The 22,943-nt window shown below is 49.3% G+C and carries 16 protein-coding genes; 3 read left to right on the plus strand and 13 right to left on the minus strand.

Translation table 11 applies throughout. The features are described from left to right. The first annotated feature begins 160 nt into the window (after positions 1-160). Entirely contained in the window at positions 161-568 is a 408-nt protein-coding gene (gene psiE / locus RS889_RS06435) for a phosphate-starvation-inducible protein PsiE (RefSeq protein ID WP_021016838.1), read from the plus strand. A gap of 288 nt (positions 569-856) precedes the next feature. Here psiE and trhP read toward each other — a convergent pair whose 3' ends face one another. From trhP to RS889_RS06480, 9 genes are all read right to left on the minus strand, one after another. Continuing rightward, positions 857-2,218, minus strand: a complete 1,362-nt coding sequence (trhP, locus tag RS889_RS06440; RefSeq protein ID WP_315709854.1) for a prephenate-dependent tRNA uridine(34) hydroxylase TrhP — start codon at positions 2,216-2,218, stop codon at positions 857-859. Between the two features lie 164 nt (positions 2,219-2,382). Continuing rightward, positions 2,383-3,324, minus strand: a complete 942-nt coding sequence (locus tag RS889_RS06445; protein ID WP_315709856.1) for a glutathione S-transferase family protein — start codon at positions 3,322-3,324, stop codon at positions 2,383-2,385. 135 nt (positions 3,325-3,459) lie between these two features. Then, complete coding sequence (baeR, locus tag RS889_RS06450) at positions 3,460-4,185, minus strand: envelope stress response regulator BaeR (protein ID WP_021016835.1); 726 nt, start codon at positions 4,183-4,185, stop codon at positions 3,460-3,462. Between the two features lie 7 nt (positions 4,186-4,192). Beyond that, complete coding sequence (gene baeS / locus RS889_RS06455) at positions 4,193-5,554, minus strand: envelope stress sensor histidine kinase BaeS (protein WP_315709857.1); 1,362 nt, start codon at positions 5,552-5,554, stop codon at positions 4,193-4,195. 10 nt (positions 5,555-5,564) lie between these two features. Continuing rightward, positions 5,565-6,965: an MFS transporter gene (gene mdtD, locus RS889_RS06460; protein WP_315709858.1), complete on the minus strand. Its 1,401-nt coding sequence runs from the start codon at positions 6,963-6,965 to the stop codon at positions 5,565-5,567. A 46-nt stretch (positions 6,966-7,011) separates the two neighbouring features. After that, a complete protein-coding gene (gene mdtC / locus RS889_RS06465) occupies positions 7,012-10,092 on the minus strand; it encodes a multidrug efflux RND transporter permease subunit MdtC (protein WP_315709859.1) in 3,081 nt (1,026 codons plus the stop codon). Then, a complete protein-coding gene (locus tag RS889_RS06470) occupies positions 10,089-13,208 on the minus strand; it encodes an MdtB/MuxB family multidrug efflux RND transporter permease subunit (protein ID WP_315709861.1) in 3,120 nt (1,039 codons plus the stop codon). Before RS889_RS06470 ends, mdtC begins: the two co-directional genes overlap by 4 nt. Further along, positions 13,208-14,470, minus strand: coding sequence for an MdtA/MuxA family multidrug efflux RND transporter periplasmic adaptor subunit (locus tag RS889_RS06475; RefSeq protein ID WP_315709862.1), 1,263 nt, complete (start codon positions 14,468-14,470; stop codon positions 13,208-13,210). The genes RS889_RS06470 and RS889_RS06475 overlap by 1 nt, the downstream gene beginning before the upstream one ends. Before the next feature lie 203 nt (positions 14,471-14,673). Beyond that, positions 14,674-15,858, minus strand: a complete 1,185-nt coding sequence (locus RS889_RS06480; RefSeq protein ID WP_021016829.1) for a NupC/NupG family nucleoside CNT transporter — start codon at positions 15,856-15,858, stop codon at positions 14,674-14,676. 266 nt (positions 15,859-16,124) lie between these two features. On the opposite strand from RS889_RS06480, the gene RS889_RS06485 reads away from it, so the two are divergent. After that, positions 16,125-17,093: an aldo/keto reductase gene (locus RS889_RS06485; protein ID WP_315709863.1), complete on the plus strand. Its 969-nt coding sequence runs from the start codon at positions 16,125-16,127 to the stop codon at positions 17,091-17,093. Positions 17,094-17,288: 195 nt separating this feature from the next. Here the strand turns inward: RS889_RS06485 and ompA are convergent, their stop codons facing one another. Further along, on the minus strand, positions 17,289-18,353 hold the full coding sequence (gene ompA / locus RS889_RS06490; protein WP_315709864.1) for a porin OmpA: 1,065 nt from the start codon (positions 18,351-18,353) through the stop codon (positions 17,289-17,291). Between the two features lie 385 nt (positions 18,354-18,738). Then, positions 18,739-19,233 (minus strand): SOS-induced cell division inhibitor SulA, encoded by a 495-nt coding sequence (gene sulA, locus RS889_RS06495; protein WP_315709865.1) that lies wholly within the window; start codon positions 19,231-19,233, stop codon positions 18,739-18,741. Positions 19,234-19,455: 222 nt separating this feature from the next. Here sulA and RS889_RS06500 point away from each other — a divergent pair, with 222 nt between their 5' ends. Beyond that, complete coding sequence (locus RS889_RS06500; RefSeq protein WP_315709867.1) at positions 19,456-20,082, plus strand: TfoX/Sxy family DNA transformation protein; 627 nt, start codon at positions 19,456-19,458, stop codon at positions 20,080-20,082. 198 nt (positions 20,083-20,280) lie between these two features. Here the strand turns inward: RS889_RS06500 and yccS are convergent, their stop codons facing one another. Further along, complete coding sequence (gene yccS, locus RS889_RS06505) at positions 20,281-22,434, minus strand: YccS family putative transporter (RefSeq protein WP_315710941.1); 2,154 nt, start codon at positions 22,432-22,434, stop codon at positions 20,281-20,283. Between the two features lie 23 nt (positions 22,435-22,457). Then, complete coding sequence (locus RS889_RS06510; RefSeq protein WP_021016823.1) at positions 22,458-22,904, minus strand: YccF domain-containing protein; 447 nt, start codon at positions 22,902-22,904, stop codon at positions 22,458-22,460. Positions 22,905-22,943: the final 39 nt, after the last annotated feature.

Below are 22,943 nucleotides of genomic sequence, written 5' to 3' on the forward strand. Positions count from 1 at the left end.
ATAGATAATAAAAAAAAGATCTAGACGGTGTTGATGGCCCCCAATATTTTTGTGATCTGTGTCAAATTATCGTTACACTGATGTGCCAACAATTTAAGCTGCGGTAGGCAGACAATAATCGTCCATATTATTTGGCGCAGTTTGGGTAAGGAGTAGATGAATGGTGGGTTCAACACGCGTGGTGATGATTGCACGAGGATTGCAGGTGATACTCAGCGTGGGATTGTTGCTATTGGCTGTTATTCTGGTGGTGTTCCTTGGTAAGGAAACTCTCCATTTGGCGACAGCGTTAATGATCAGCAATGAGAAAGACTCTTCCTACATGCTGATTGACAGTTTGGTGGTCTATTTCCTGTATTTTGAATTTATTGCGTTGATCGTGAAGTATTTTCAGTCGGGATACCATTTCCCGCTACGTTATTTTCTTTATATCGGTATCACCGCTATCGTGCGCTTGATTATTGTCGATCATGACAATCCCTCCTATACCCTGGTTTATGCCGCGTCGATTCTGATATTGGTGGTAGCCCTTTATCTGGCTAACAGCCAACGTTTGAAGCGTGAGTAGTTGAAGAATGGGCTTTCGATTTCTATCGATGAAAATCCGGTAGGCCGGTGTGGTCGGATGCGGTTGTCATGGTTAGCGCTGAAACGTAGATGTAGCGATAAGTCGAAAAAGAAAAGCCAGCTCAAGGGAGATTGAGCTGGCCAAGGAGGTGGTTCCTAGTAGTATTTACTACGCTTATTTTTCGTTCTGTATTTTCTCAGCGCCGCAATAGTAACCAGTCGTCAGGCCAATTGATGTGATCTGATTCTAATAAATGTTAAAAGTCATGCTGTTTACACTTAATGTTTGTTATTTCGCATGCGGGTTGCGGGTGGTTGTTCCCGGCAGATTGCGCAGCAACAGAGCATATTCCAGCGAGATATCTTCCGGTACAGGCAGATAAACGATATGACCATTACCGGGTGCGACATCAATAGCCTGACCTTTGGCATTCTGCATCGCTTCCACGGTAAATTGTATATTGCCGCCCGGCGTCATCATTTCCACACTGTCACCGCAGGTAAACTTATTTTTCACCGCCACTTCAGCCAGCCCGTTACGGCGTTCACTCGTGAATTCACCAACGAACTGCTGTTGGTCCGAGACCGAGTAACCATAGTCGTAGTTCTGATAATCCTCATGGACATGGCGACGAAGGAAACCTTCGGTGTAACCGCGGTGCGCCAGCCCTTCCAAGGTTTGCAGAAGGGTGGGATCAAAGGGTTTTCCGGCAACAGCGTCATCAATGGCGCGGCGGTAGACTTGTGCGGTGCGAGCGCAGTAGTAGAAGGATTTGGTTCGCCCTTCGATTTTCAGGGAGTGAACCTGCATCTGGGTTAAGCGCTCCACATGCTGAATCGCACGTAAATCGCGGGAATTCATGATGTAAGTACCATGTTCGTCTTCAAAAGCGCTCATGTATTCACCAGGGCGTTGGCTCTCTTCCAACATGAAGACTTTATCGGTTGGTGCACCAATGCCCAACGTCGGCTCCACATTGGTTACAGCGATCGGTTGGTGGATATGCACGATATTACCGGCATCGTCCTCTTTGCCTTCCTGTACTTTGTATTCCCAACGGCAGGCATTGGTACAGGTTCCCTGATTCGGATCGCGTTTGTTGATATAACCGGAAAGCAGGCAACGTCCGGAATAAGCCATGCAAAGCGCGCCATGGACGAAAATTTCCAGCTCCATGTCTGGAACCTGGGTACGTATTTCAGCAATTTCTTCCAGCGATAGTTCACGAGACAAAATCACGCGGCTAAGTCCCATCTGCTGCCAGAATTTCACCGTCGCCCAGTTTACCGCATTGGCCTGTACGGAAAGATGAATCGGCATGTGTGGGAAGTTTTCCCGTACCATCATGATAAGTCCCGGATCAGACATGATCAGCGCATCCGGGTTCATTTCAATTACTGGCTGCAAATCCCGCAGAAAGGTTTTGATCTTGGCGTTGTGAGGGGCGATGTTCACCACTACATAGAATTTTTTACCCAGCAGGTGGGCTTCATTGATCGCCTCGGCCAACGTCTGATGATTGAATTCGTTATTACGAACACGCAGGCTGTAACGGGGTTGACCGGCATAAATAGCATCTGCGCCGTAAGCAAAGGCGTAACGCATGTTTTTCAGCGTACCGGCCGGAGAAAGTAATTCCGGTTTAAACATGATGTCTCTCAAGTCTGATCACAAGTCAGGCTGCCCCCGGACGGGAGCAGTAAAGGCGGCGATTCTAACGCTTATGCGGTAAAAAATCAGCAGATGGCACACAGAAAGTCTGCTGACAAGCGGATAAATCCACGCCGTGCAGGGGGGATCGTGGAAACGGCAGCTTAACGACCCACCCCGGCACGGTTGTGGGGGCGTTCAAGATCAATGTGTGGCCCCTGTGGCACTATCCCGGTGGGATTAAGCCACAGAATGCTGTAATACCCAATTTTGATATGCTCAAGATTGACGGTGTCGCTGACACCCGGCCACTGATACAGTTCGCGCAGATAGTTTGACAAATGCGGGTAGTCTTCAAGCCGGCGAATGTTACATTTGAACGCGCCATGGTAGGCGGTATCAAACCGTACCAACGTCACGAATAATCGCCAATCAGCTTCGGTCAGTGTATCACCAGTAATATAGCGATGCGTCGCCAACTGGGTTTCCACCTTATTCAACGTGTCAAACAGCGCCACCACGGCTTGATCGTAGTGGTGCTGTGTTTTGGCAAAGCCGGTTTTATAGACGCCGTTATTGATGTTGTCGTAAATCAGCGCATTCCAGGCATCAATGTCTTCTCGCAACGCCGGAGGATAAAAATCCAGTGTGTTGCCGGTCAATCCATCAAAGGCGCTGTTCAGGATACGAATAATGTCGGCTGATTCATTATTGACGATGCGTCCTTCCTGACGATCCCATAATACAGGCACGGAAACCTTGCCGGTGTAATGCGCATCACTGGCGGTATACAGTTGATGCAGATAATGGATGGGGGCTATCCGCTCTCCGACATCTTGTGGCGTATTGAATTCCCAGCCTTGCTCACCAATACGGGGTTCGGCGATGGAGAGGCTAATCACTGATTCCAGCGCTTTCAGCTTACGAAAAATCAGGGTGCGGGATGCCCACGGGCAAAGATAGGAAACAAACAATTGATAGCGTCCTGCTTGTGGGGTGATGTCAGTTTCCCGAAACGTCGTTGTCTGGCGATGGAACGCGCCATTTTTGATCTCTTCTGCCGCGATCTCACCATTAACCCACTGACCATTGACTAAACCTGACATGATTTTCCCCATTCCGATTGTTATTGCCGGTGTGGCAATGCTAACCGCTGTGGAGAAAGATAAAATCGTAAATTTTTAAATGAATTGGGCAATTTATTTGACAGCATAAAGGGAAACTGGCGCATGTCGCTGATATTACGTTTCCTGGCCGATGGCGGCTTCCCAGCGATAACCGATGCCGTATACCGTGCGAATGAAAGAGGTTTCCTGATCGAGTTGTTCCAGCTTACGCCGTAGATTCTTGATGTGGCTGTCAATGGTCCGGTCAGTTACCACCCGGTAGTCATCATAAAGGTTATCCAGCAACTGTTCGCGGGAGAACACTTTACCCGGTTCGGCAGAGAGCGTCTCCAGCAGACGGAACTCCGCCGGGGTGAGATCCAGATGGCGCCCGAGATAACTGGCCTGATGGCGGCGCTTATCAATCAGTAAGTGAGGCTTCTCTCCTTCTGGAAGCGGTTCGTTTTGCCAGCGGCAACGGCGCAGCAGTGTTTTGACCCGCACGACCACTTCTCGTGGGCTGAACGGTTTGCAGATGTAGTCATCTGCGCCGATCTCCAGTCCCAGCAGGCGGTCTATCTCCTCCGTTCGGGCGGTGACCATAATAATCGGGATATTGGAAAATTGCCGAATGTCGCGGCAAATGCTCAAACCGTCACAGCCGGGCAGCATCAGATCAAGCAGTATCAGCGAGGCAGGATGCTGTTTTACCCAGGGTTGTACGTCATTACCATTGATGAGCCAGTGTGTTTGGTAACCCGCGGCCTGAAGGTAATCGACCAGCAATTGTCCCAGCTTGGGCTCGTCTTCAACGATCAAGACAGGCAGCGTTTCGGTACTTGAAAACTCGGTGGTTGTCATAGTGTTTCTACATGGCTGCGTGTAAAGGAAGCTTAATAGTCATTAGCAGGCCTCCCAGTGGCGAATGTTCAGCATACAGGTGTCCGCCATGGGCCTCAACGATATTGGAGCAGATAGCCAAGCCAAGGCCTGAACCACCACTGGCACGGTTACGGGAACTGTCGGCTCGGTAAAATCGTTCAAAAATGAGTGATAGCTGTTCATCGGTGACGCCAGGGCTGCTGTCTTGCCAACGAATCAGCAACTGCTCCCGTGTGATTTCCGCGTCTACGTGGAGTTGGCCGCCATTATCGGTGTAGCGCAGACTATTTTCCAATAAGTTATTAAATAGCTGACTCAGCCGATGTGGGTCACCAAATATCCAGGCTTCAGCCGGGAAATGTGTCACCAGCGTTATCTGTTTATGCTGTAGCCGATCGGCAAAGGACGCGACTGATACCTGAAGTAATTTCACCATATCGATCGGTTTTTTACGGTAGGACAACGTCCCCAGATCGGAGAGTGACAACTGGTGTACATCATCCACCAGTTTGGTCAGTACTGCGACTTCTGCCTGTAATGAACGGAATGAATCAGCGCTGGGTTGACGGATGCCATCTTGCAACGCTTCCAGTTCACCTTGCAGGATGGCTAGCGGCGTTCGCAATTCATGGGACACATCGGCCATAAAGTCCCGGCGTGACTGCTCGTTTTTTTCCAGCGCGACGGCGAGATGGTTGAAGTCCTGCGCCAGCATGCCAAGTTCATCACGACTGGTGACCATGACACGGGCGCTGAAATTACCCGCAGCCAACCGATGAATACCATTGACCAGGCGTTTCACTGGGGCCAGTAAACCCCGAGACATCAACCAGGTGACGATGATTGCCAATAAGGTGGATAAGCCGACGATAAGCCAGCTGGTACGCTGTTGTTGATGATCAAAACTGATATCGGCGTTACGTGTCAGCCTCTCCAGCGGTGCTGCCACAATCCAGCCAATGGTTTGATTTTTAATAGTGAGTGGTTGCCATTGGCTGTCTTCAGGCGGTGTCACCGGTGAACCAATCAGTTTGTTTTTCTGCTGGTCAAACACCCATAATCGGGTATGCCAGCTTTGCAGGCTTTCCTCCCCGTTTTGCACCATGGGCCGTCTCATTCTGAACATTCCCCGGTCTCTGTTACGCAAGAAATCCCAATTGCCATATTGCTGATATTGGTCTTCCAGCGTTTCCCGCAGCTGTAATACTCGTTGTTCGTTTTCATTTTTAATGTAGTCGATGAACCCGTGCTCGAAGCTGAGACGTATACCCAAGTGCATAGTGATCACCACCAGCATGCAGGTGGCGAAAATGGCCAGAAAGAGTTTTACGGTGATACCGAATTTCATGATGACCTCACTAACGGCGCGGCAATGTAGCCTGCTTGATGTTGTCGCCCGGCGCCTGGCTGAAAATCAACGTCGGAAGAACCATGACGGCCATCATGCTCAGATAGGTATAAAGAAAAACAATATGGTTTTCCGGCGCTCCCGGTACCAGATGCTGATGAGCAAAGACGCCCAGCAACAGGCCAGCTATGCTGACGCCTATACTGGTGGATAGTTGCATTGACATTGAAAGCAAACTATTACCGCTGCTGGCTAGTTCATCCGGCAAGTCTTTCAGTGTCAGGGTATTCATGGTGGAGAAACGAATACCGTTGGTCATCCCCACGATAAACAGCACCAGAGGCATTAGCCAACGCCAGTTCATCAAGGCGACCAGGGCGAACAGAAAAGTGGCCAGTGCCAGTGACAGTGTAGATGAGATCAGTATGGTGCGATAACCAAAACGATTGACGATGTTCACCACCAGCCGTTTTATGCCCATATTACCGAGCACCATCGGAATCATCATCAATCCTGCATGGAACGGAGAGTATCCCAGCCCCAGTTGTAAAAACACTGGCGTCATGAAAGGCAACATACCACTACCGATACGAGCTACCCAACCGCCCAGTAGACCGATGGTAAAGCTGTTGGTCTGAAATAGTTGCAGTGTGAACAAGGCATGCTTATTGTTCCGTGCGTGCAGCCAATAACCAAATAGAGACAAACTGCCGGTGATCACCAGACCGATCAGCAGTAAGGATGACATATCCAGGCTTTTCTGTCCGTCCAGTGCCAGCGTCAGTGTGGCCATCCCAATGACAAGGCAGAGAAAACCGTGTATGTCGAAACGTCGGGTCTGCATAGTGTAATTGGGCATCAGCATCAGCGTGGCAATAGCGCCGATAATGCCTATTGGTAGATTGATCAGAAAAATCCAGTGCCAACTGGCGTATTCCACCAGTATGCCGCCTAATGTCGGCCCCATCAGCGGACCGATTTGCCCCGGCAATGTCACGAACGTCATGGCTGCCATGTATTGATCGCGCGGCACTATTTTCATGACGGTTAGGCGTCCGATGGGAACCATCATGGCGCCGCCAATCCCTTGAACCATCCGTGACAGCAGCAACTCATTGAGGGTTTCCGAACGGGCGCATAACAACGAACCGCAGGTAAAAAGGATGATGGCTGAAAAGAAAATATTGCGTACGCCAATACGATCGGCCAGCCAACCACTGGCCGGTAAGACAATTGCGACAGTCAGTACATAGGCCACAATCACCGAGTGCATATGCAATGGGCTTTCATTCAGGCTGATGGCCATAGAAGGCAGCGCGGTGTTAACGATGGTGGTATCCAGCGTTTGCATAAAAAAACCGAAAGCCACAATCCATAGTTGCCAGCGGACGGACGCGGGCTGATTCATCATCTTTCGGGGTACTCCTTGAGATTATCCAGTTACAACATGTTTTCGATCACGAGGATACTGTGCTGATTACCGGTGCTTTCCGTCGACGCAGATGCAATCGGTCAAAAAACAGGTACACCACCGGTGTGGTATAAAGCGTTAGCAATTGGCTCATTACCAGACCGCCTGCGATAGTTATCCCCAGCGGCTGGCGTAATTCCGAACCATCGCCACTGCTGAGTACCAGCGGCAGCGCACCAAACAGGGCCGCCATTGTGGTCATCATGATGGGGCGAAAACGGAGCATACAAGCCTGAAAGATGGCATCTTTGGCGCTGAGATTACCCGATCGTTGCGCCACCAGGGCGAAGTCCACCATCATGATGGCATTTTTCTTCACAATACCAATCAGCAGCATGATGCCTATCAAGGCAATCAGGCTGAAGGGCTTGTTGAATGCTTCCAGGGCCAGCAGTGCCCCAACCCCGGCTGAAGGTAGGGTTGAGAGGATGGTCAGTGGATGTACATAATTTTCGTACAAAATCCCCAGCACAATATACACCGTGACAATTGCTGCGATGATCAACACAACCTGTGAATGTTGGGATTGCTGGAAGGCCAGCGCTGTGCCGGCAAACTGCCCGCGTATGCTGGAAGGGACGCCTAGCGATACCATCGTATGTTCAATGGCGGTAGTGGCTTCGGATAGCGTAGCGCCTTCCGGCAAGTTAAAGGCGATGGTTGCTGCGGCAGACAGTCCCTGATGATTGACCGCCAGCGGTGTATTGGCCGGTTGCCAGTGCGCGAAGTAGGACAATGGGATAGGTTTGCCTGCATCGTTGATGATAAACATTTTTTTCAGTGTGCTGACATCCTGTGTATAGGCAGGATCAACGGTCAGTACCACCTTGTACTGATTCATCGGCTGATAAATGGTTGATATCTGACGCTGGCCAAACGCATTGTTCAGTAGCGCGTTAGCACTGGAAACACTGATGCCCAGACGCGCCATGGTGTCCCGGTCATAAACCAGCGCCATTTCTGCGCCTTTATCCTGCTGATCAGAACTGACGTCCGCGAGTTGTGGCAGTTTACTGAATGCGGCGCGAATTTTAGGTTCCCAGGTTCGCAATGCGTTTAAGTTGTCGGAGAGCAGTGAATACTGATAGCTGGCATTGGCCTCACGGCCACCGATACGCACATCCTGTACAGCGGACAGGAACAGGCTCGCACCCGGTTCTTTGGCGAGTTTTACCCGCAATCTGGCAATGACCTGCTGGGCACTGGCATTACGCTGGGACAAGGGTTTCAGGCTGATAAACATAGAACCACCGTTGGTTCGCGTTCCACCGGTAAAGCCGGTAACGTTATCCACGGCCGGATCGGACCTGATAATGGCCATGAAATCCTGTAATTTGGTTTTCATGGCCTGAAACGAAATGCTTTGATCAGCCTGCACGAATCCCATTATCCGGCCAGTATCCTGCTCGGGGAAAAAGGTTTTCGGAATACTGATATACAGCCAGACGCTGAGACTAATGGTCGCCAACAATAGCAGCATGATCCAGCGAGTATGGCGCAGTACCCACATCAGCGATCGGCCATAGCCTTGTTGCAGCGCCAGTAGTAATCGGCCGAATCCTTGTTTGCGTGGCTGACTGTGGCGACGATGAGAATGTAACCAGTGAGCACACATCATTGGTGTCAGCGTCACAGAAACCAGTAACGAAATGAGGATAGCCACGGAAAGCGTGACGGCAAACTCCCGGAATAGCCGACCTGGCAATCCATCCATCAGTAAAAGGGGAATGAACACGGCAATCAGAGAGCAACTCATGGACACCACGGTGAAACCGACTTCACGTACCCCTTGCAGCGAGGCCTCCAGAGGCTTCATTCCCGCTTCAATATGGCGGGAAATATTTTCCAGCACCACAATCGCGTCATCCACCACAAACCCGGTGGCGATGGTCAACGCCATCAGCGAAAGGTTATTCAGGCTGAAACCACACAGATACATGGCCGCAAACGTTCCTATCAACGATACCGGCACGGCGATCGCCGGGATCAGCGTCGCGCGACCGGAGCGCAGGAACAGGTAGACCACCAGAATCACCAGTAAAACCGCAATCACCAATGAACGCTCGACTTCCGACAGAGACGCACGGATGGTCGGGGAACGATCCTGCGCAATCTTGAGCGAAATTGCCGCCGGCAGGCTGGCCTGAAATTCCGGCAATGCTGCGCGGATGCTGTCGACGGTGGCAATGATATTGGCGGCAGGCGACCGGCGGATGATCACCAGAATAGCGGGTTTCCCGTTGGTCATCCCGGCATTCAGGGTGTTTTGGACCGAGTCCTTAACCGTGGCGACATCGCTGAGTCGAACGGGGGAACCGTTGTGATAATCAATAATCAATGGCCGGTATGCTGCCGCTGTTTTCAGCTCATCATTGGTTTGGATCTGCCAGTTCTGCACGGCGTTATCAACATTCCCCAACGGTCGGCGTACATTCGCCTGACTAATGGCCAGCCTGACGTCATCCAGCGAGATGCCCTGGTTAAACAGCGCCAGCGGATTGAGCGCGACCCGCACGGCAGGCAGTGAGCTACCGCCGATAGTCACATCGCCAACCCCGTCCAACTGAGAAATACGCTGCGCCAACTGTGTCGAGGCAAAGTCATAGAGCTGACCCAGACCATAGGTTTCCGATGTTAACGTCAGGATCATGATCGGCGCGTCCGAGGGGTTAACCTTACGGTACGTCGGACGGCTGGGAAGACTGCTGGGAAGCAGGCTCTGCGCCGCATTAATAGCGGCTTGCACATCGCGTGCCGCGCCATTGATATCGCGGTTCAGATTAAATTGCAAAATAATGCGCGTGTTACCCAGAGAACTCATGGATGTCATTTCATTGAGACCAGAAATGGCGCCCAGTGCGTGTTCCAGTGGCGTCGCTACCGAGGAAGCCATGGTTTCTGGCGATGCTCCCGGCAGGGATGCAGAGACTGAAATCACCGGAAAATCAACCTGCGGCAAGGGAGAAACCGGCAGCAGCCGGAAGCCCATGATGCCGCAGAGTGTAATAGCCAATGCCAGCAGGGTTGTCGCTACGGGACGGTGGATGAACAGCGCAAAAAACTTCACTGTGCTTCCCCCTCCTGAAGCTGAGACCGGCGGAAGCGGTGAGCCAAACGGTCAAACAGCAGATAGATTACCGGGGTGGTAAATAGTGTTAGCACTTGACTCATAAGCAGCCCACCCACCATGCAAATGCCGAGTGGACGCCGCAGCTCGGCACCGACACCGGTACTCATCATTAACGGTAGCGCACTCAGCAGTGCCGCCATTGTCGTCATCAGAATAGGACGGAAACGTAGCAGACAGGCCTGATAAATGGCCTGATAAGGCGACATCCCTTGTTCACGTTCGGCCGCCAGTGCGAAGTCGATCATCATGATCGCGTTTTTCTTCACAATCCCAATGAGCAGAATAATACCGATGATGGCGATGATATCCAGATCGCTGCCAGACATCATCAGTGCCAACAGCGCACCGACACCGGCTGTTGGCAAGGTGGACAGAATGGTCACCGGGTGGATGAAACTTTCATACAACACACCGAGCACAATATACATCGCCACCACTGCCGCGACGATCAGCCACACGGTGCTGGTCAAGGCAGATTGAAATGCCAGTGTGCTGCCCTGAAAACGGGTGGTGATGGTACTGGGCAAATGCATCTGCTGTTGTGTCTGCGTGATGGCTTTCACCGCATCACCCAAGGCATAGCCATTAGCTAAATTGAAGGAAATGGTAGTGGACGGAAATTGGTCGATGTGATTAATCGCCAACGGTCCCTGACGTTCTTCAATGCTGGCAAATGTATCCAGAGGGATGCTGTCGCCGTCAGTGCTGATAAACCGGATATCGTGCAAGGCATTCAGTCCGGTATTGGCGGTCTTGTTCTCCAAAACGACCCGGTACTGATTGGATTGCGTGTAGATAGTGGAAATCAGGCGTTGGCCGAATGCATCATACAAGGCGTTATCAATCTGTGACATGGTGATACCCAGACGGCTGGCACTGTCACGATTGACATTGACATAGGCGACAGCAGCATGGTCTTGCCAGTCGCTGCTCACATCTTTCAATTGCGGCAGCTTCTGTAGCTCACCCATTAAGGCCGGAACCCAGGTACTCAGTTCTTCCTGAGACATGGCTTGCAACGTGAACTGATATTGTGTCCGACTGATCTGGGTATCGATAGTCAGATCTTGCACCGGCTGTAGGTACAACTGTACGCCGGGAAGCTGTGCTGTTTGCTGTTGTAGTCGGGCGATAATGGCCGGAATACGGTCATGACGTTCACTGAGTGGTTTCAGGTTGATTTGCAGCCGTCCGCTGTTCAGCGTCGGGTTAGTACCGTCAACACCAACAAAGGAAGAAATGCTCTGTACAGCCGGATCCTTCATGATGATGGCGGTCACTTGTTGTTGCTTCTGAGCCATGTTGCTGAAAGAAATGGACTGAGCGGCTTGCACGGTGCCTTGAATAATGCCGTTGTCCTGTATCGGGAAGAAACCTTTGGGAATGATTAGGTAGAGCCCGATGGTTAACCCCAGCGTACTCAGTGCCACACTTAGCATCAGCCAGGGATGATTGAGCACTTTGGTCAATGCGCGGCCATAAGCCGCGATAATACGGTTAAAAAAGCGCTCGCTGGCCTGAGTAAGCCAGTTCTGATGGTGCAATGACTGAGGGGTGAGCATTCGCGCGCACATCATGGGCGTCAATGTCAGCGAAACAATAGCGGAGATGAGGATCGATACGGCCAGCGTAACGGCAAACTCGCGGAACAGCCGCCCGATGATATCACCCATAAATAACAATGGAATGAGGACGGCAATCAGTGAGAAGGTGAGTGAAATAATGGTAAAACCAATCTCACCAGCACCTTTCAGGGCGGCATTAAGCGGGGTTTCTCCTTTTTCGATATAGCGTGAGATGTTTTCAATCACCACAATCGCATCGTCTACCACGAAACCAGTGGCAATGGTGAGCGCCATCAGTGTCAGATTATTGATGGAAAAACCTAGGAAATACATGACGGCAAACGTGCCAACCAATGACAAGGGAACCGCAATACTGGGGATCAGCGTAGCGACAGCGTTGCGCAAGAACAGATAAATAACCATCACTACCAACGCGATAGCCAGCAATAGCTCAAACTGCACATCGTCGACAGAAGCCCGAATATTGGTGGTGCGATCAGTCAATAGCGTGATATTCACTGACTTGGGCAGGCTGGCTTTCAACGCCGGCAATAAATTGCGGATGTGATCAGCTGCGGCGATGACGTTGGCGCCGGGCTGACGTTGAACATTGAGAATAATGGCCTGCTGCTGGTTTGCCCACGCCGCAAGATGGGTGTTTTCAGCGGCCCGTTCCACGGTGGCGACATCCTGTAAACGAACTGGCGCCCCATTTTTAAAGGACACGATCAGTTGTCGATAGTCCTCAATCGAGTGCATTTGATCGTTGGCGGAAAGTGTTACCGCCCGGGCGGGACCATCAAAACTCCCCTTGGGAGAATTAACGTTGGCTGCCGTGATGGCGGTACGTATTGACTCGCCGGTCAGCCCATAGGCTGTCAATGCGCCGGGATTCAGTTTTATCCGCACGGAGGGGCGCTGACCGCCTGCCAGTGAAACCAGACCGACGCCTTCAACCTGAGAGATTTTCTGGGCGAGACGGGTTTCAACCATATCCTGCACCTGCGTCATCGGCATGGCGCTGGATGTGACGGCTAATGTCATGATCGGCGGATCGGCCGGATTCACCTTGCTGTAGATGGGTGGATAGGGCAGATCAGACGGCAGTAGATTGCTGGCGGCGTTGATGGCAGCCTGGACATCTTGCTCGGCGACATCCAGCGAGAGTGCCAACTGGAACTGGAGTGTGATGACTGAGGCGCCGCCGGAGCTTTGGCTGGACATCTGTTTCAGCCCGGACATGGTGCCGAACTGGTGTTCCAGTGGCGCAGTGACCGATGAGGTCATTACGTCCGGGCTGGCGCCTGGATAGAGTGTGACAACCTGTATGGTGGGATAGTCCACTTCCGGCAAGGCGGATACCGGCAAGGCCCGGTAGCCAATAATTCCTGCCAGTAAAATAGAAATCATCAATAGCGTGGTAGCAACTGGCCGCAGAATAAATAACCGTGATGGGCCACCACCCTTTATTGGTGTGGTGTCTTGCATCAAGATTTCTCCGCGCTTTTAGCCGGATGTTTGTCGTCAGAAGCAGCGGTGGTATTTTGTTTGACGTCAGAAGACGACAGCACTTCAACATGTACGCCTTCTGTCAGGCGGTCGATACCATCGGTAACCACCCGAACACCAGCATTCAGGCCGGTTTTCACTACAGTTTGCTGACCATACTGTATGCCTGTGGTGATCAGATGTTTGCTGGCTTGGTTTTTATCATTTAACACCCATACAAAACTGCCTTCATTGCCCATCTGGATGGCTGCCGATGGCGCAATAACCACGTTTTGCAAGGTATCCACTTTCATCCGGATGTTGACAAACTGGTTGGGAAACAGCGCGTCATCGTTGTTCGCAAAACGCGCTTTCAACTTAATCGTGCCGGTAGTGCTATCAATCTGGTTATCCATGCTGAGCAAATACCCTTGCGATAGTTTCTGCTGATTAGTGCGATTCCAGGCTTCTACCAGTACCGGTCCGGACTTCTGTGCGGTCTGTATGGTGGGGATATCCCCTTCCGGCAGAGTAAATACCACATCAATTGGTTGCGTTTGCGTTAATACGACAATGCCATTGGTATCACTGCTGGTGACATAGTTTCCGACATCGATCTGTTTTAAACCAACCCGACCGCTGATAGGCGCGGTAGTACGGCTATAGTCCAACTGTAACTGGGAACTTGCGACCGATCCCAGATCGGATTTGACCGTTGCCTCATACTGCCTGACCTCCGCTTCTTGCGTATCGAGCTGTTGACGGGAGATCAGATTGGTTTTCACCAACTGCTGATAACGTGCCAAATCCCGCCGTGCATTGGCTGCAATAGACTGATCTTTGGCTAACTGCCCCTGAGCTTGAATCAGCTCTACCTGAAAAGGCCTGGGATCAACTTCAGCCAGCAGATCGCCGGCTTTTACTTGTTGCCCTTCCTTAAAATTCAGTGCTATTAGCTGCCCGCTAACCCGGCTGCGCACGGTCACGGTATTGGCGGCAGTAACCGTGCCCAATCCAGAAAGATAGTAGGGTACGGAATCTTTCTGGGAGAGCGCGACCTGAACCGGTGGTAGCGGCATTTGTCGGCGCCGTCCGCCACCACTCTTACCGCTGGATGATGAAGGCGTTGCGTTTATTCCATTTGTCGCGGCGGTCGGCGGCGCTGTTGTAGTTTGTGGTTGATGGAAATAACGCCAGATAAAAAAAGCAGCAGTAACGACAACAAGCAGAGTCAATAAGCGAAAGGCACGTTTGGCGTTCATATAAGAGTTGAGATCCCCATAAAACACGAACTGGCGTAACTACATAGAAGCATGCGCATAGGGTACTAGTTTAAACAGTTATCAGAGGATAAAAATGAAGGAAATATGGAAGATATGTCAGAGATTGTAGAGAAAGAAAATCTCTGATTATTCACATACAATCAGAGATTCTCCACAAAGGTCCCACTGAGATTAACGACGAGTCATAAAACCAGGCCGGCAATGGAAGCAGAAAGCAAACTGACCAGTGTCGAACCATAAACCAGCTTCAAACCAAAACGGGAAACGACATTTCCCTGCTCTTCATTCAGGCCTTTAATCGCCCCCGCCACAATACCAATAGAAGAAAAATTGGCAAAAGACACCAGAAAAACAGAGAGAATGCCTACGCTGCGTGGGGATAACTGGCTGGAAACCTTTTGCAGTTCCATCATGGCGACAAATTCATTGGAAACCAGTTTGGTTGCCATGATGCCGCCAACCTGTAACGCTTCTGCTTTGGGAATACCCATTATCCAGGCAAACGGATAGAAGAAATACCCCAGAATCTCTTGAAAACTCAGTCCAAAAATCGCGCTGAACAGGGCGTTTATTGCGGTAATCAAGGCAATAAAACCAATCAGCATCGCTGCAACAATGATCGCCACTTTGAAACCGGCCAGAATGTATTCCCCCAGCATTTCGAAGAAACTCTGCCCTTCATGCAGATTGCCGAGATGAAGCTCTGGTTCTTCACCGACGCGATAGGGATTGATCAATGACAGTACGATGAAGGTACTGAACATGTTCAACACCAGTGCGGTGACCACATACTTGGCATCCAGCATGGACATATAGGCACCAACAATCGACATGGAAACCGTCGACATCGCGGTGGCTGCCATGGTGTACATGCGTTTTTCCGACATCTTGCCCAGAATATCCTTATAGGCAATGAAGTTCTCTGACTGCCCCAGAATCAGGGAACTGACGGCGTTAAACGACTCCAGTTTTCCCATGCCATTAATCTTGGAAAGCACGGTACCAATCAGACGAATGATCAATGGTAATAGCTTGATATATTGAAGAATACCAATTAAGGCGGAGATAAAGACGATTGGGCAGAGCACTTTCAGGAAGAAGAAGGCCAGACCTTTATCACTCATATTGCCAAAGACAAAATTGGTGCCTTGGGCTGCATAACTAAGCAGTTTATCAAACAGCTCTGCAAAGCCTTTTACAAATCCCAACCCTACATTGGAGTAGAGGAAAAAATAGGCTAACAATATTTCAATTATCAGTAATTGAATAATAAATCTGATGCGAATGCTTTTGCGGTCGCGGCAAACCAGCAGTGATAAGCCAGCAATAACAATTAATGCTAAAACGAATTGCGCAATGTGAGACATTTTTGCTCCAAGTATGATGCAGACCGATTTCGGTTGTCATTTTATGTAACGCATGCGCTAAAAATAAGATTAAACGCGCAGAATGCGAATTATATATTCGAAAAGAACCTAAACTGAAGCCCGGGTCTCATAGCATTTACGTCTTTGTAGATCACTCTCACGGAGAGTACGGTTCGATTGATATGCAAGAGGCAAATGACGCATGCTATGGATTCTTCCGTGTAGTGCGAGAAGTGGTGTGGTTTTTTAATAAAAGGAGATGATTTATGCCGGCGTCAGAATCATTACGTGAGCTTGGACAGTCAGGAATTCGGGTTCCGTTATTAACATTTGGTGGCAATGTTTTTGGGTGGACTATCGATCAATCCGTGTCGTTCAGCATACTTGATGCTTTGTTGGATCAAAAACTTAATTTTATTGACACTGCTGACGTTTATTCGATCTGGGCTCCGGGTAATAAGGGGGGAGAGTCAGAAACCATTATAGGTAACTGGCTCAAAAAGACCGGTAAACGAGATCAGGTGATTATTGCCACCAAAGTGGGCAAAGATATGGGCGAAGGTAAAAAAGGGTTATCAGCGCACTATATTCGCCAGGCGGTTGAGGATTCATTACATCGATTACAGACAGATTATATCGATCTCTATCAGTCTCATGACGATGACAACGAAACGCCTCTTGAGGAAACACTGTCCACCTTTGATGCTCTGATTAAGGAAGGAAAGGTACGAGCTATCGGGGCTTCAAACTATGAAGCAAACAGATTACAGCAGGCGCTTCGTGTCAGTAAGGAAAATCATCTGGCGTGTTATGAAACCCTGCAACCGGAATATAATCTCTATGATCGCCAACATTATGAAACCACGCTGGAGCCACTGGTAAAAGAGCATGGACTGGGTGTTATTGGCTATTATTCGTTGGCTAGTGGATTTTTGTCTGGCAAGTATCGTTCACCGGAAGATGTGGTAAAAAGTAAGCGTGGGCAGAGCGTTGTCGAGCATTATCTTAATGACCGGGGCATGGGGATTCTGTCCAAACTGGATGCTATCGCTGATGCTCATCAAACTACACCAACTCAGGTTGCGTTGGCCTGGTTGATTGCCCGACCAGGGATAACTGCTCCCATTGTCAGTGCGACATCGGTGCAGCAAGTACAAGAATTGGCCGATGCCACCAGACTAAAACTGATAGCAGAAGACATTGATGCTTTGAATAAAGCTAGCGCTTACTGTTGATTATCGACTCTGATGTGAAATTCTGCTTTTTGCCTTCTGACCTGAACGGTATTTCAAGTCATGGGAAGGTCGTCACTGTGTTGGATCTCAACCATAAAAAAACAGCCCCGGAACGAACCGGGACTGTTTTCTATGACTCAATACGTCATACGCAAAGGTTTATCAATGTGCATGCGCTGAGTTATGTTGTGCAACTTAAGCCTGAGGCTGAGTTACAACGTCTTTAATACCTTTAACTACGATTTCTACGCGACGATCCGGCGCCAGGCAGTTAATCAGCGCGGCACGTCCTTTCACGTTATTACAGGTAGAACCGGTAACCGGGTCGGATTCACCAAGACCGCGGGCAGAAATCTTGTTAGACGGGATCCCTTTGGAAACCAGATAGTCAACAACACTCTGTGCACGTTTGGTAGACAAGGCCTGATTATACTTTTCAGAACCCAGACGGTCAGTGAAGCCCAGAACAGCAACAGAACCGTCTTTAGGATCCATTGAACTCAGTTGAGAGTACAATTGATCAAGAGAACGCTGGCCTTCCGGTTTCAGCACTGCTTTGTCGAAGGTGAACAGAACATCGGATTTCAGTGTGAAATGTTTGGTGTTAACAACGGGTGCCGGAGCTGGCTCAACAGCGGGGGCTGGAGCTGGAGCTGGAGCGGCAGTGTCCTGACCAAAGCGATAAGAAACACCGACACTTAACATACCGTTATCAGGACGTCCGCCAACAGTGGACGCGTCGCCGATGTTGTTAATCCATTGGTAATCCAGGCGGGTTGCCCAGTTTGGGGTTATTGCGTACTCAACGCCGATAGCCGCTAATGGGGAAACACCGGTATCATGACCGCTGTTGCCAGTCACGTCATCGCTGCTATCAGCACGCCATACAAAACCCCCAAGACGAGTATAGACGTCCAGATCGCTCATTATTGGATAGCTCAACTTCGCTGCCAACTGAACGCCTTGAGCTTTGAAATTGCCACGGTTTGCACCGACATATTTCATACGACCCAACCAGTCGTAACCCATTTCAAAACCTAAATAAGGGTTAGCCTGATAACCTGCAAAAACACCCGTGCCCAGTTGATCTTTCTGCGCATCGTTAGTCGTTTGATAACCGTTGCCATTCATGCCAGCATCGTGATACTGGGACCAGCCCAGTTTACCACCTACATACCATGTATTATCGTTAGGTGCGGCTTGTGCTACTGTAGCAAAGCCGGCCAGTGCCACTGCAATAGCGATAGCTGTTTTTTTCATTTTACGCCTCATTATCATCCAAATCGGTTACTAGCGCTAAAGGCTAATAACCTTTGGTTAGAATCCCTCGTTGGAGCCATTGCCCTTATGTTTTCTATTCACAACCAATTAAGTGATTTTTTATCCCATTAAGTGGTGTTATCAGAAGAGCAACTCCAGCGAAGTAAAGTCTACAACGTGATGTGAAAGTTACAAGTATGATGTGATGCAGCTCATAAAAATACCAGCTGTCTATACATACTTATTAACAAATAATAGCTGATTGTAGCTGTTTATATGGCGAAGTCATTATATTTAAAACTGACCAATCAGTTCTTAACATCAAGCATAGCGCGGGGATTCGCGTTATGTAGTGTTTTTCCTGGTGAGAAAATTCTGAATTTGCTTAATGATATAATCTTGAGTGAATCTTTAGCGTAGAAAATAGTCTATCAATAGTTTTATCCTCTGAACGCATGATAAATCCATAGGTGTTTCCACTCTGTGCAGCATGCTGCAGTCGTATCTTTTCCTCATTACTCAATTCTTCTGACAACCAGCATAGTACGGCGCTGTAATTCCCAGTAAGCAGTGCTTTTTCCATGGCATCAACGGTGTTCACTGGGCTGAGGTGATGCAACTGGATTGTTTTATTCAGAGGTAACCCGGCCTGTTGTAACCAGTGACGACTGATTTTTTTCTGCGGAGAAAGCCATAGTAACCAGCGGGATTGCATTCCCAATTGCCGTAAGAGAGGAATCAGAAGATGTTCAAGCACTGGTTGATCCGGAGTGTAGACAATTTCACTGATAATACCGCCATTTGATGCGCTGGACGGTGCTTCATGTCCTGGCAATGAGGAATGACAGAAGTTGCGAGAATTAACGGATTGAGTGCGCATAATGTGTTCTACCCACAGCGTTACTGTATGGGTGTACAGTATCTTTTGTGCGAACAAAGATCAACCCGAATTTTTTGAAAGCGCCTCGCATAATTCATATGCAATTTCAGTCAACTCTATTTTGTATTTGAAGCTACCGCCCTGCATGTGTTTAATTAATGATTCCTGTTACATAGTCGTTAAATCAAACAGGGAAGATCTTTCACTACTAAGGGTAAAGTAATGAAACAACTATGCGAAAAAAGGATTTTACAGTCGAAATGTGTTTTTGCTCCTTTGGGACACATAAGCTCTCGTTCTCAGTTTGGTGGCTACAGTATTGCCGCTGATCAGATTATTTTTGCGTTGGTCTCGGGGGGAGAGCTTTATCTTAGAGCGACGAAACACCTTGAAAACTATTTTCTGGCACTCAATGTGCCCAATCTTATTTATACCAAACGAGGCATGCCTGTCCCGCTAAGTTATTATCTGGTAGACGATAGACTTTGGGGTAATCATGAGAAATTGCTTGGGTTGGCGCGGAGATCGCTACAGGGTGCCAGACAGGATAAAACAGCCAGGAGTCAGTGCTGTCGTTTAAAAGATTTGCCTAATCTCAATCATGATCTTGAACGGCTATTATGGAAAGCGGGTATCAAGAATATTGCGGATTTACAGGAACTTGGTGCTAAATTGAGTTACCTTAAACTCCGGACAGTGAGCCAACATCTCAGCGTCAATATCTTGCTGGCTCTGGCTGGGGCTATCTGTGGAATTCATTTAGCCGCGTTGCCTCACGGTATGCGTAATGAGTTGATAGAGTGGTTTGAACATAACACTCCAAGTATTAGCCAACCGCATAAACATTAAAGGTTTATCAAGATAATTCAGCAAGATAAATACTGCTTGCTCATCTTGGGCAAGCAGTATCCTGCATTCAATGGCTCGCAAATCATCAACATCAATAGCTCTGTTAATCGTTCACATAGCTGCATTTGCCGCACCGCGAGCTGTTCTCCCATCTTTGCTCATCAGATTATCTGGTCAATGTACAATTATGCCATCGACTCAGGCAGTGGGACGGTTATTGATGCTTGATTCAAACATCTGATTCTTCAATTGCGTTAATTCGGGTAACAAGCCAATAAGCAAGCCTATCTGTTGGAGAACCAAGGGCTCTTTGCTATCTGGGTCGGGTGACAGGGCTTGAATACGAGATCCCAACACATTGAGTTCCTGTGTAACGCGCGGCTGATCGCTTGCATTGTGATGGAGAGCATCATCGACATAACAAACCGCATCATCCAGAAGCTGCAATATCTCTGGCGCTGCTATTTTTTCTCGGTGTGCGCCCAGCGTAGAGATATAACTTAACAGCGTATGATTAAGGCACATCAGACGAAATACGCCTTCCATTGTTTCGCGGGTGGCATGGGGTTCTGCTGACATATTGGATATGACTGAAGCCAGTTCCGCATCGCAGTTATGCGCATCACGGCGCGCAATACGGTAGATAAGACCATTATCTTTACCCTGATGGTATTGCACCATAATGGCATCCAGATAACGGCAGTTTGCATCCAGCGTTTTATTAATCACTGCTGGTAATCCCCGGAAACGCCAGTCAGGCCAGATAAAATTCACCGCCATCCAGGCGACCGCACATCCCAGTAATGTATCCACTACACGTGGTACAGCGACTTCAAATCCTTCACCCAAAAGATTAAAACAGAGCAACACCAGCAGAGTGATAAACATGGTGGCATGAGCATACTGCACATTACGAAAAGCGAAGAATAATACGCCGCTGATGACGATCAACACCAGCTGCCCTTCAATCGAGGGGACGAAGTAAAGGATCGGGAGCCCGAGCAGAATTCCGCTAAGCGTGCCAATAATGCGCAGTGCAAGACGGCGACGGGTCGCATTGTAATTGGGCTGACACACGAACAGGCTGGTCAGCAATATCCAGTAACCGTGCTGTAACCCGGTTGTCTGAATAAAGATATAACCGGCGCAAAGCAGTACAGACATGCGCACGGCATGGCGAAACAGGGCTGATTTTGGCGTCAGGTGGCGGCTGATGCGTAAGCGAACATCACTCCAGCCGGTTATTTTATCATCAGACAGACTGTTTTCCTGATGATTGTTCAGTTCAATAGTCTGTTCGGATTCGATGGTGGATAACTGGGCGTCAATAGCGCGCAGATTGTTAAGAAGATAACGCAGCGCCTTGATCTGACCTGCATCGACGCCTTGCTGAGCCACCTTGTCAAGGGTTGATCCAAGATGCACGAATGCTTTTTCAATGCGGGTATCATGCTGGTACTTCTGATGCAACAAAATAGATTGAGCCAGTTGCTGACAGGCTCGGGCCTGCATGGAAAGCAGCCGTTGGAACCGGAACAACACATCACTGTAGCGCAGCGTTTCACGCAATTGTTCATATTGCACATGTGAAGAGCTGGCTCGTTCGTGAATGTCCTGCGCCACAAAATAGTAATGCAATGTGCGGCGAGTGCCTCGTTGACCACGATCTCCCCGTAGCCGGGTAAGTAGTGACGACTTTGCCTGATTTAACGTTGAAACCAACTGACTGTTGGCCAGAGCAACGTCGATCAGTGGTTGGTTAGTATCTTCACTATCAGGATCGAACAGATTGGCTTTTGCTTCCAGATAGTAAGCCAATTGTTGATAACAACGCGCCAGATTGTCCTGCAATGGTCGGATAGGGAAAATAAGATGACCAAGCAGTGTAAGCAAGTTGTACCACAGTGCGCCAACGAGCAGCATCAGTGGTTGTTGATACCAATTATCATAAAGGGAAATGCCCAGCATGGTGTAAATGGCAATGAGCAGCGCGCCAAAGGCGATGGTGGCATAACGCTGCCCCAAGGCACCTAGCAGAATAAAAGCGCAGGTAGAGAGAGAGAGTCCGATACCGAACAACCATGGATAAGGGAAGAGCAGTTCAATTGAGACGGAAGCGATCAGAAAGCAGCTTAACGTGATCAGCAAATTCACAAGACGACCAGAAAGACGGTCATCAAGGTCTGTTAGTGCAGCGGCGACAACCCCCAATGTTACTGGAATAGTCGTGGTTGACTGCCCCAGCCACCAAGGTATGGCAGCCGCACCTGCCAGCGCCAGAAAAATACGGATATTGTATAACCAACTGCTATTGTAGATATGGCGGCGCATGCCGGGTGAAATGGTGAGCAGCACGATATTCTCCTGCCCCAGGGCTATTGGTAACGTCTACGGGCGTTGGCTTCTCTGGCAGCCTGAGCTTCTTCAACTGAAACTACGCGCCGTCCAATCGGCCAGAGTGCAATAGCTGCAATCTTGAAGTTGGCAATACCTACCGGAATACCAATGATAGTCAGGCATTGCACAATGCCGCTGATGATGTGCGACAGACATAACCACCAGCCAAAAAAGATAAACCAGAAGAGGTTCAGTAGTGTCCCGCCAGCAGTGAGAAGAGGATTTTTCCTTTCAGGATATAATTCATCGATATGGATAGCTTCATTGCCGTAAGGTAGCAGGGAGAGTTTAGTGATTTCCCAGCATGACCGGGTTAGCGGTAAGGTGAAAATAAGCACGATACTGATGCCGGTTGCCAGCAACCAGGCAAGGGTGGTGAAGAATCCACCCAGCACAAAATTCAGGATATTAAGCACAGCGCGCATAGTTTCTCCATGATTCCTGTTTAACCAAACTCTATGATG

This window comes from Brenneria uluponensis (assembly GCF_032395385.1).
GTDB classification, from domain to species: domain Bacteria; phylum Pseudomonadota; class Gammaproteobacteria; order Enterobacterales; family Enterobacteriaceae; genus Prodigiosinella; species Prodigiosinella aquatilis.

Bases quoted from the DNA above. Each gene is read 5' to 3' on its own strand.
- RS889_RS06475 (WP_315709862.1), bottom strand. From the start codon at position 14,470: ATGAACGCCAAACGTGCCTTTCGCTTATTGACTCTGCTTGTTGTCGTT.
- baeS (WP_315709857.1), bottom strand. From the start codon at position 5,554: ATGAAATTCGGTATCACCGTAAAACTCTTTCTGGCCATTTTCGCCACC.
- RS889_RS06445 (WP_315709856.1), bottom strand. From the start codon at position 3,324: ATGTCAGGTTTAGTCAATGGTCAGTGGGTTAATGGTGAGATCGCGGCA.
- RS889_RS06500 (WP_315709867.1), top strand. From the start codon at position 19,456: ATGAAACAACTATGCGAAAAAAGGATTTTACAGTCGAAATGTGTTTTT.
- RS889_RS06480 (WP_021016829.1), bottom strand. From the start codon at position 15,858: ATGTCTCACATTGCGCAATTCGTTTTAGCATTAATTGTTATTGCTGGC.
- sulA (WP_315709865.1), bottom strand. From the start codon at position 19,233: ATGCGCACTCAATCCGTTAATTCTCGCAACTTCTGTCATTCCTCATTG.
- RS889_RS06470 (WP_315709861.1), bottom strand. From the start codon at position 13,208: ATGCAAGACACCACACCAATAAAGGGTGGTGGCCCATCACGGTTATTT.
- psiE (WP_021016838.1), top strand. From the start codon at position 161: ATGGTGGGTTCAACACGCGTGGTGATGATTGCACGAGGATTGCAGGTG.
- mdtD (WP_315709858.1), bottom strand. From the start codon at position 6,965: ATGATGAATCAGCCCGCGTCCGTCCGCTGGCAACTATGGATTGTGGCT.
- RS889_RS06510 (WP_021016823.1), bottom strand. From the start codon at position 22,904: ATGCGCGCTGTGCTTAATATCCTGAATTTTGTGCTGGGTGGATTCTTC.
- RS889_RS06485 (WP_315709863.1), top strand. From the start codon at position 16,125: ATGCCGGCGTCAGAATCATTACGTGAGCTTGGACAGTCAGGAATTCGG.
- ompA (WP_315709864.1), bottom strand. From the start codon at position 18,353: ATGAAAAAAACAGCTATCGCTATTGCAGTGGCACTGGCCGGCTTTGCT.
- trhP (WP_315709854.1), bottom strand. From the start codon at position 2,218: ATGTTTAAACCGGAATTACTTTCTCCGGCCGGTACGCTGAAAAACATG.
- baeR (WP_021016835.1), bottom strand. From the start codon at position 4,185: ATGACAACCACCGAGTTTTCAAGTACCGAAACGCTGCCTGTCTTGATC.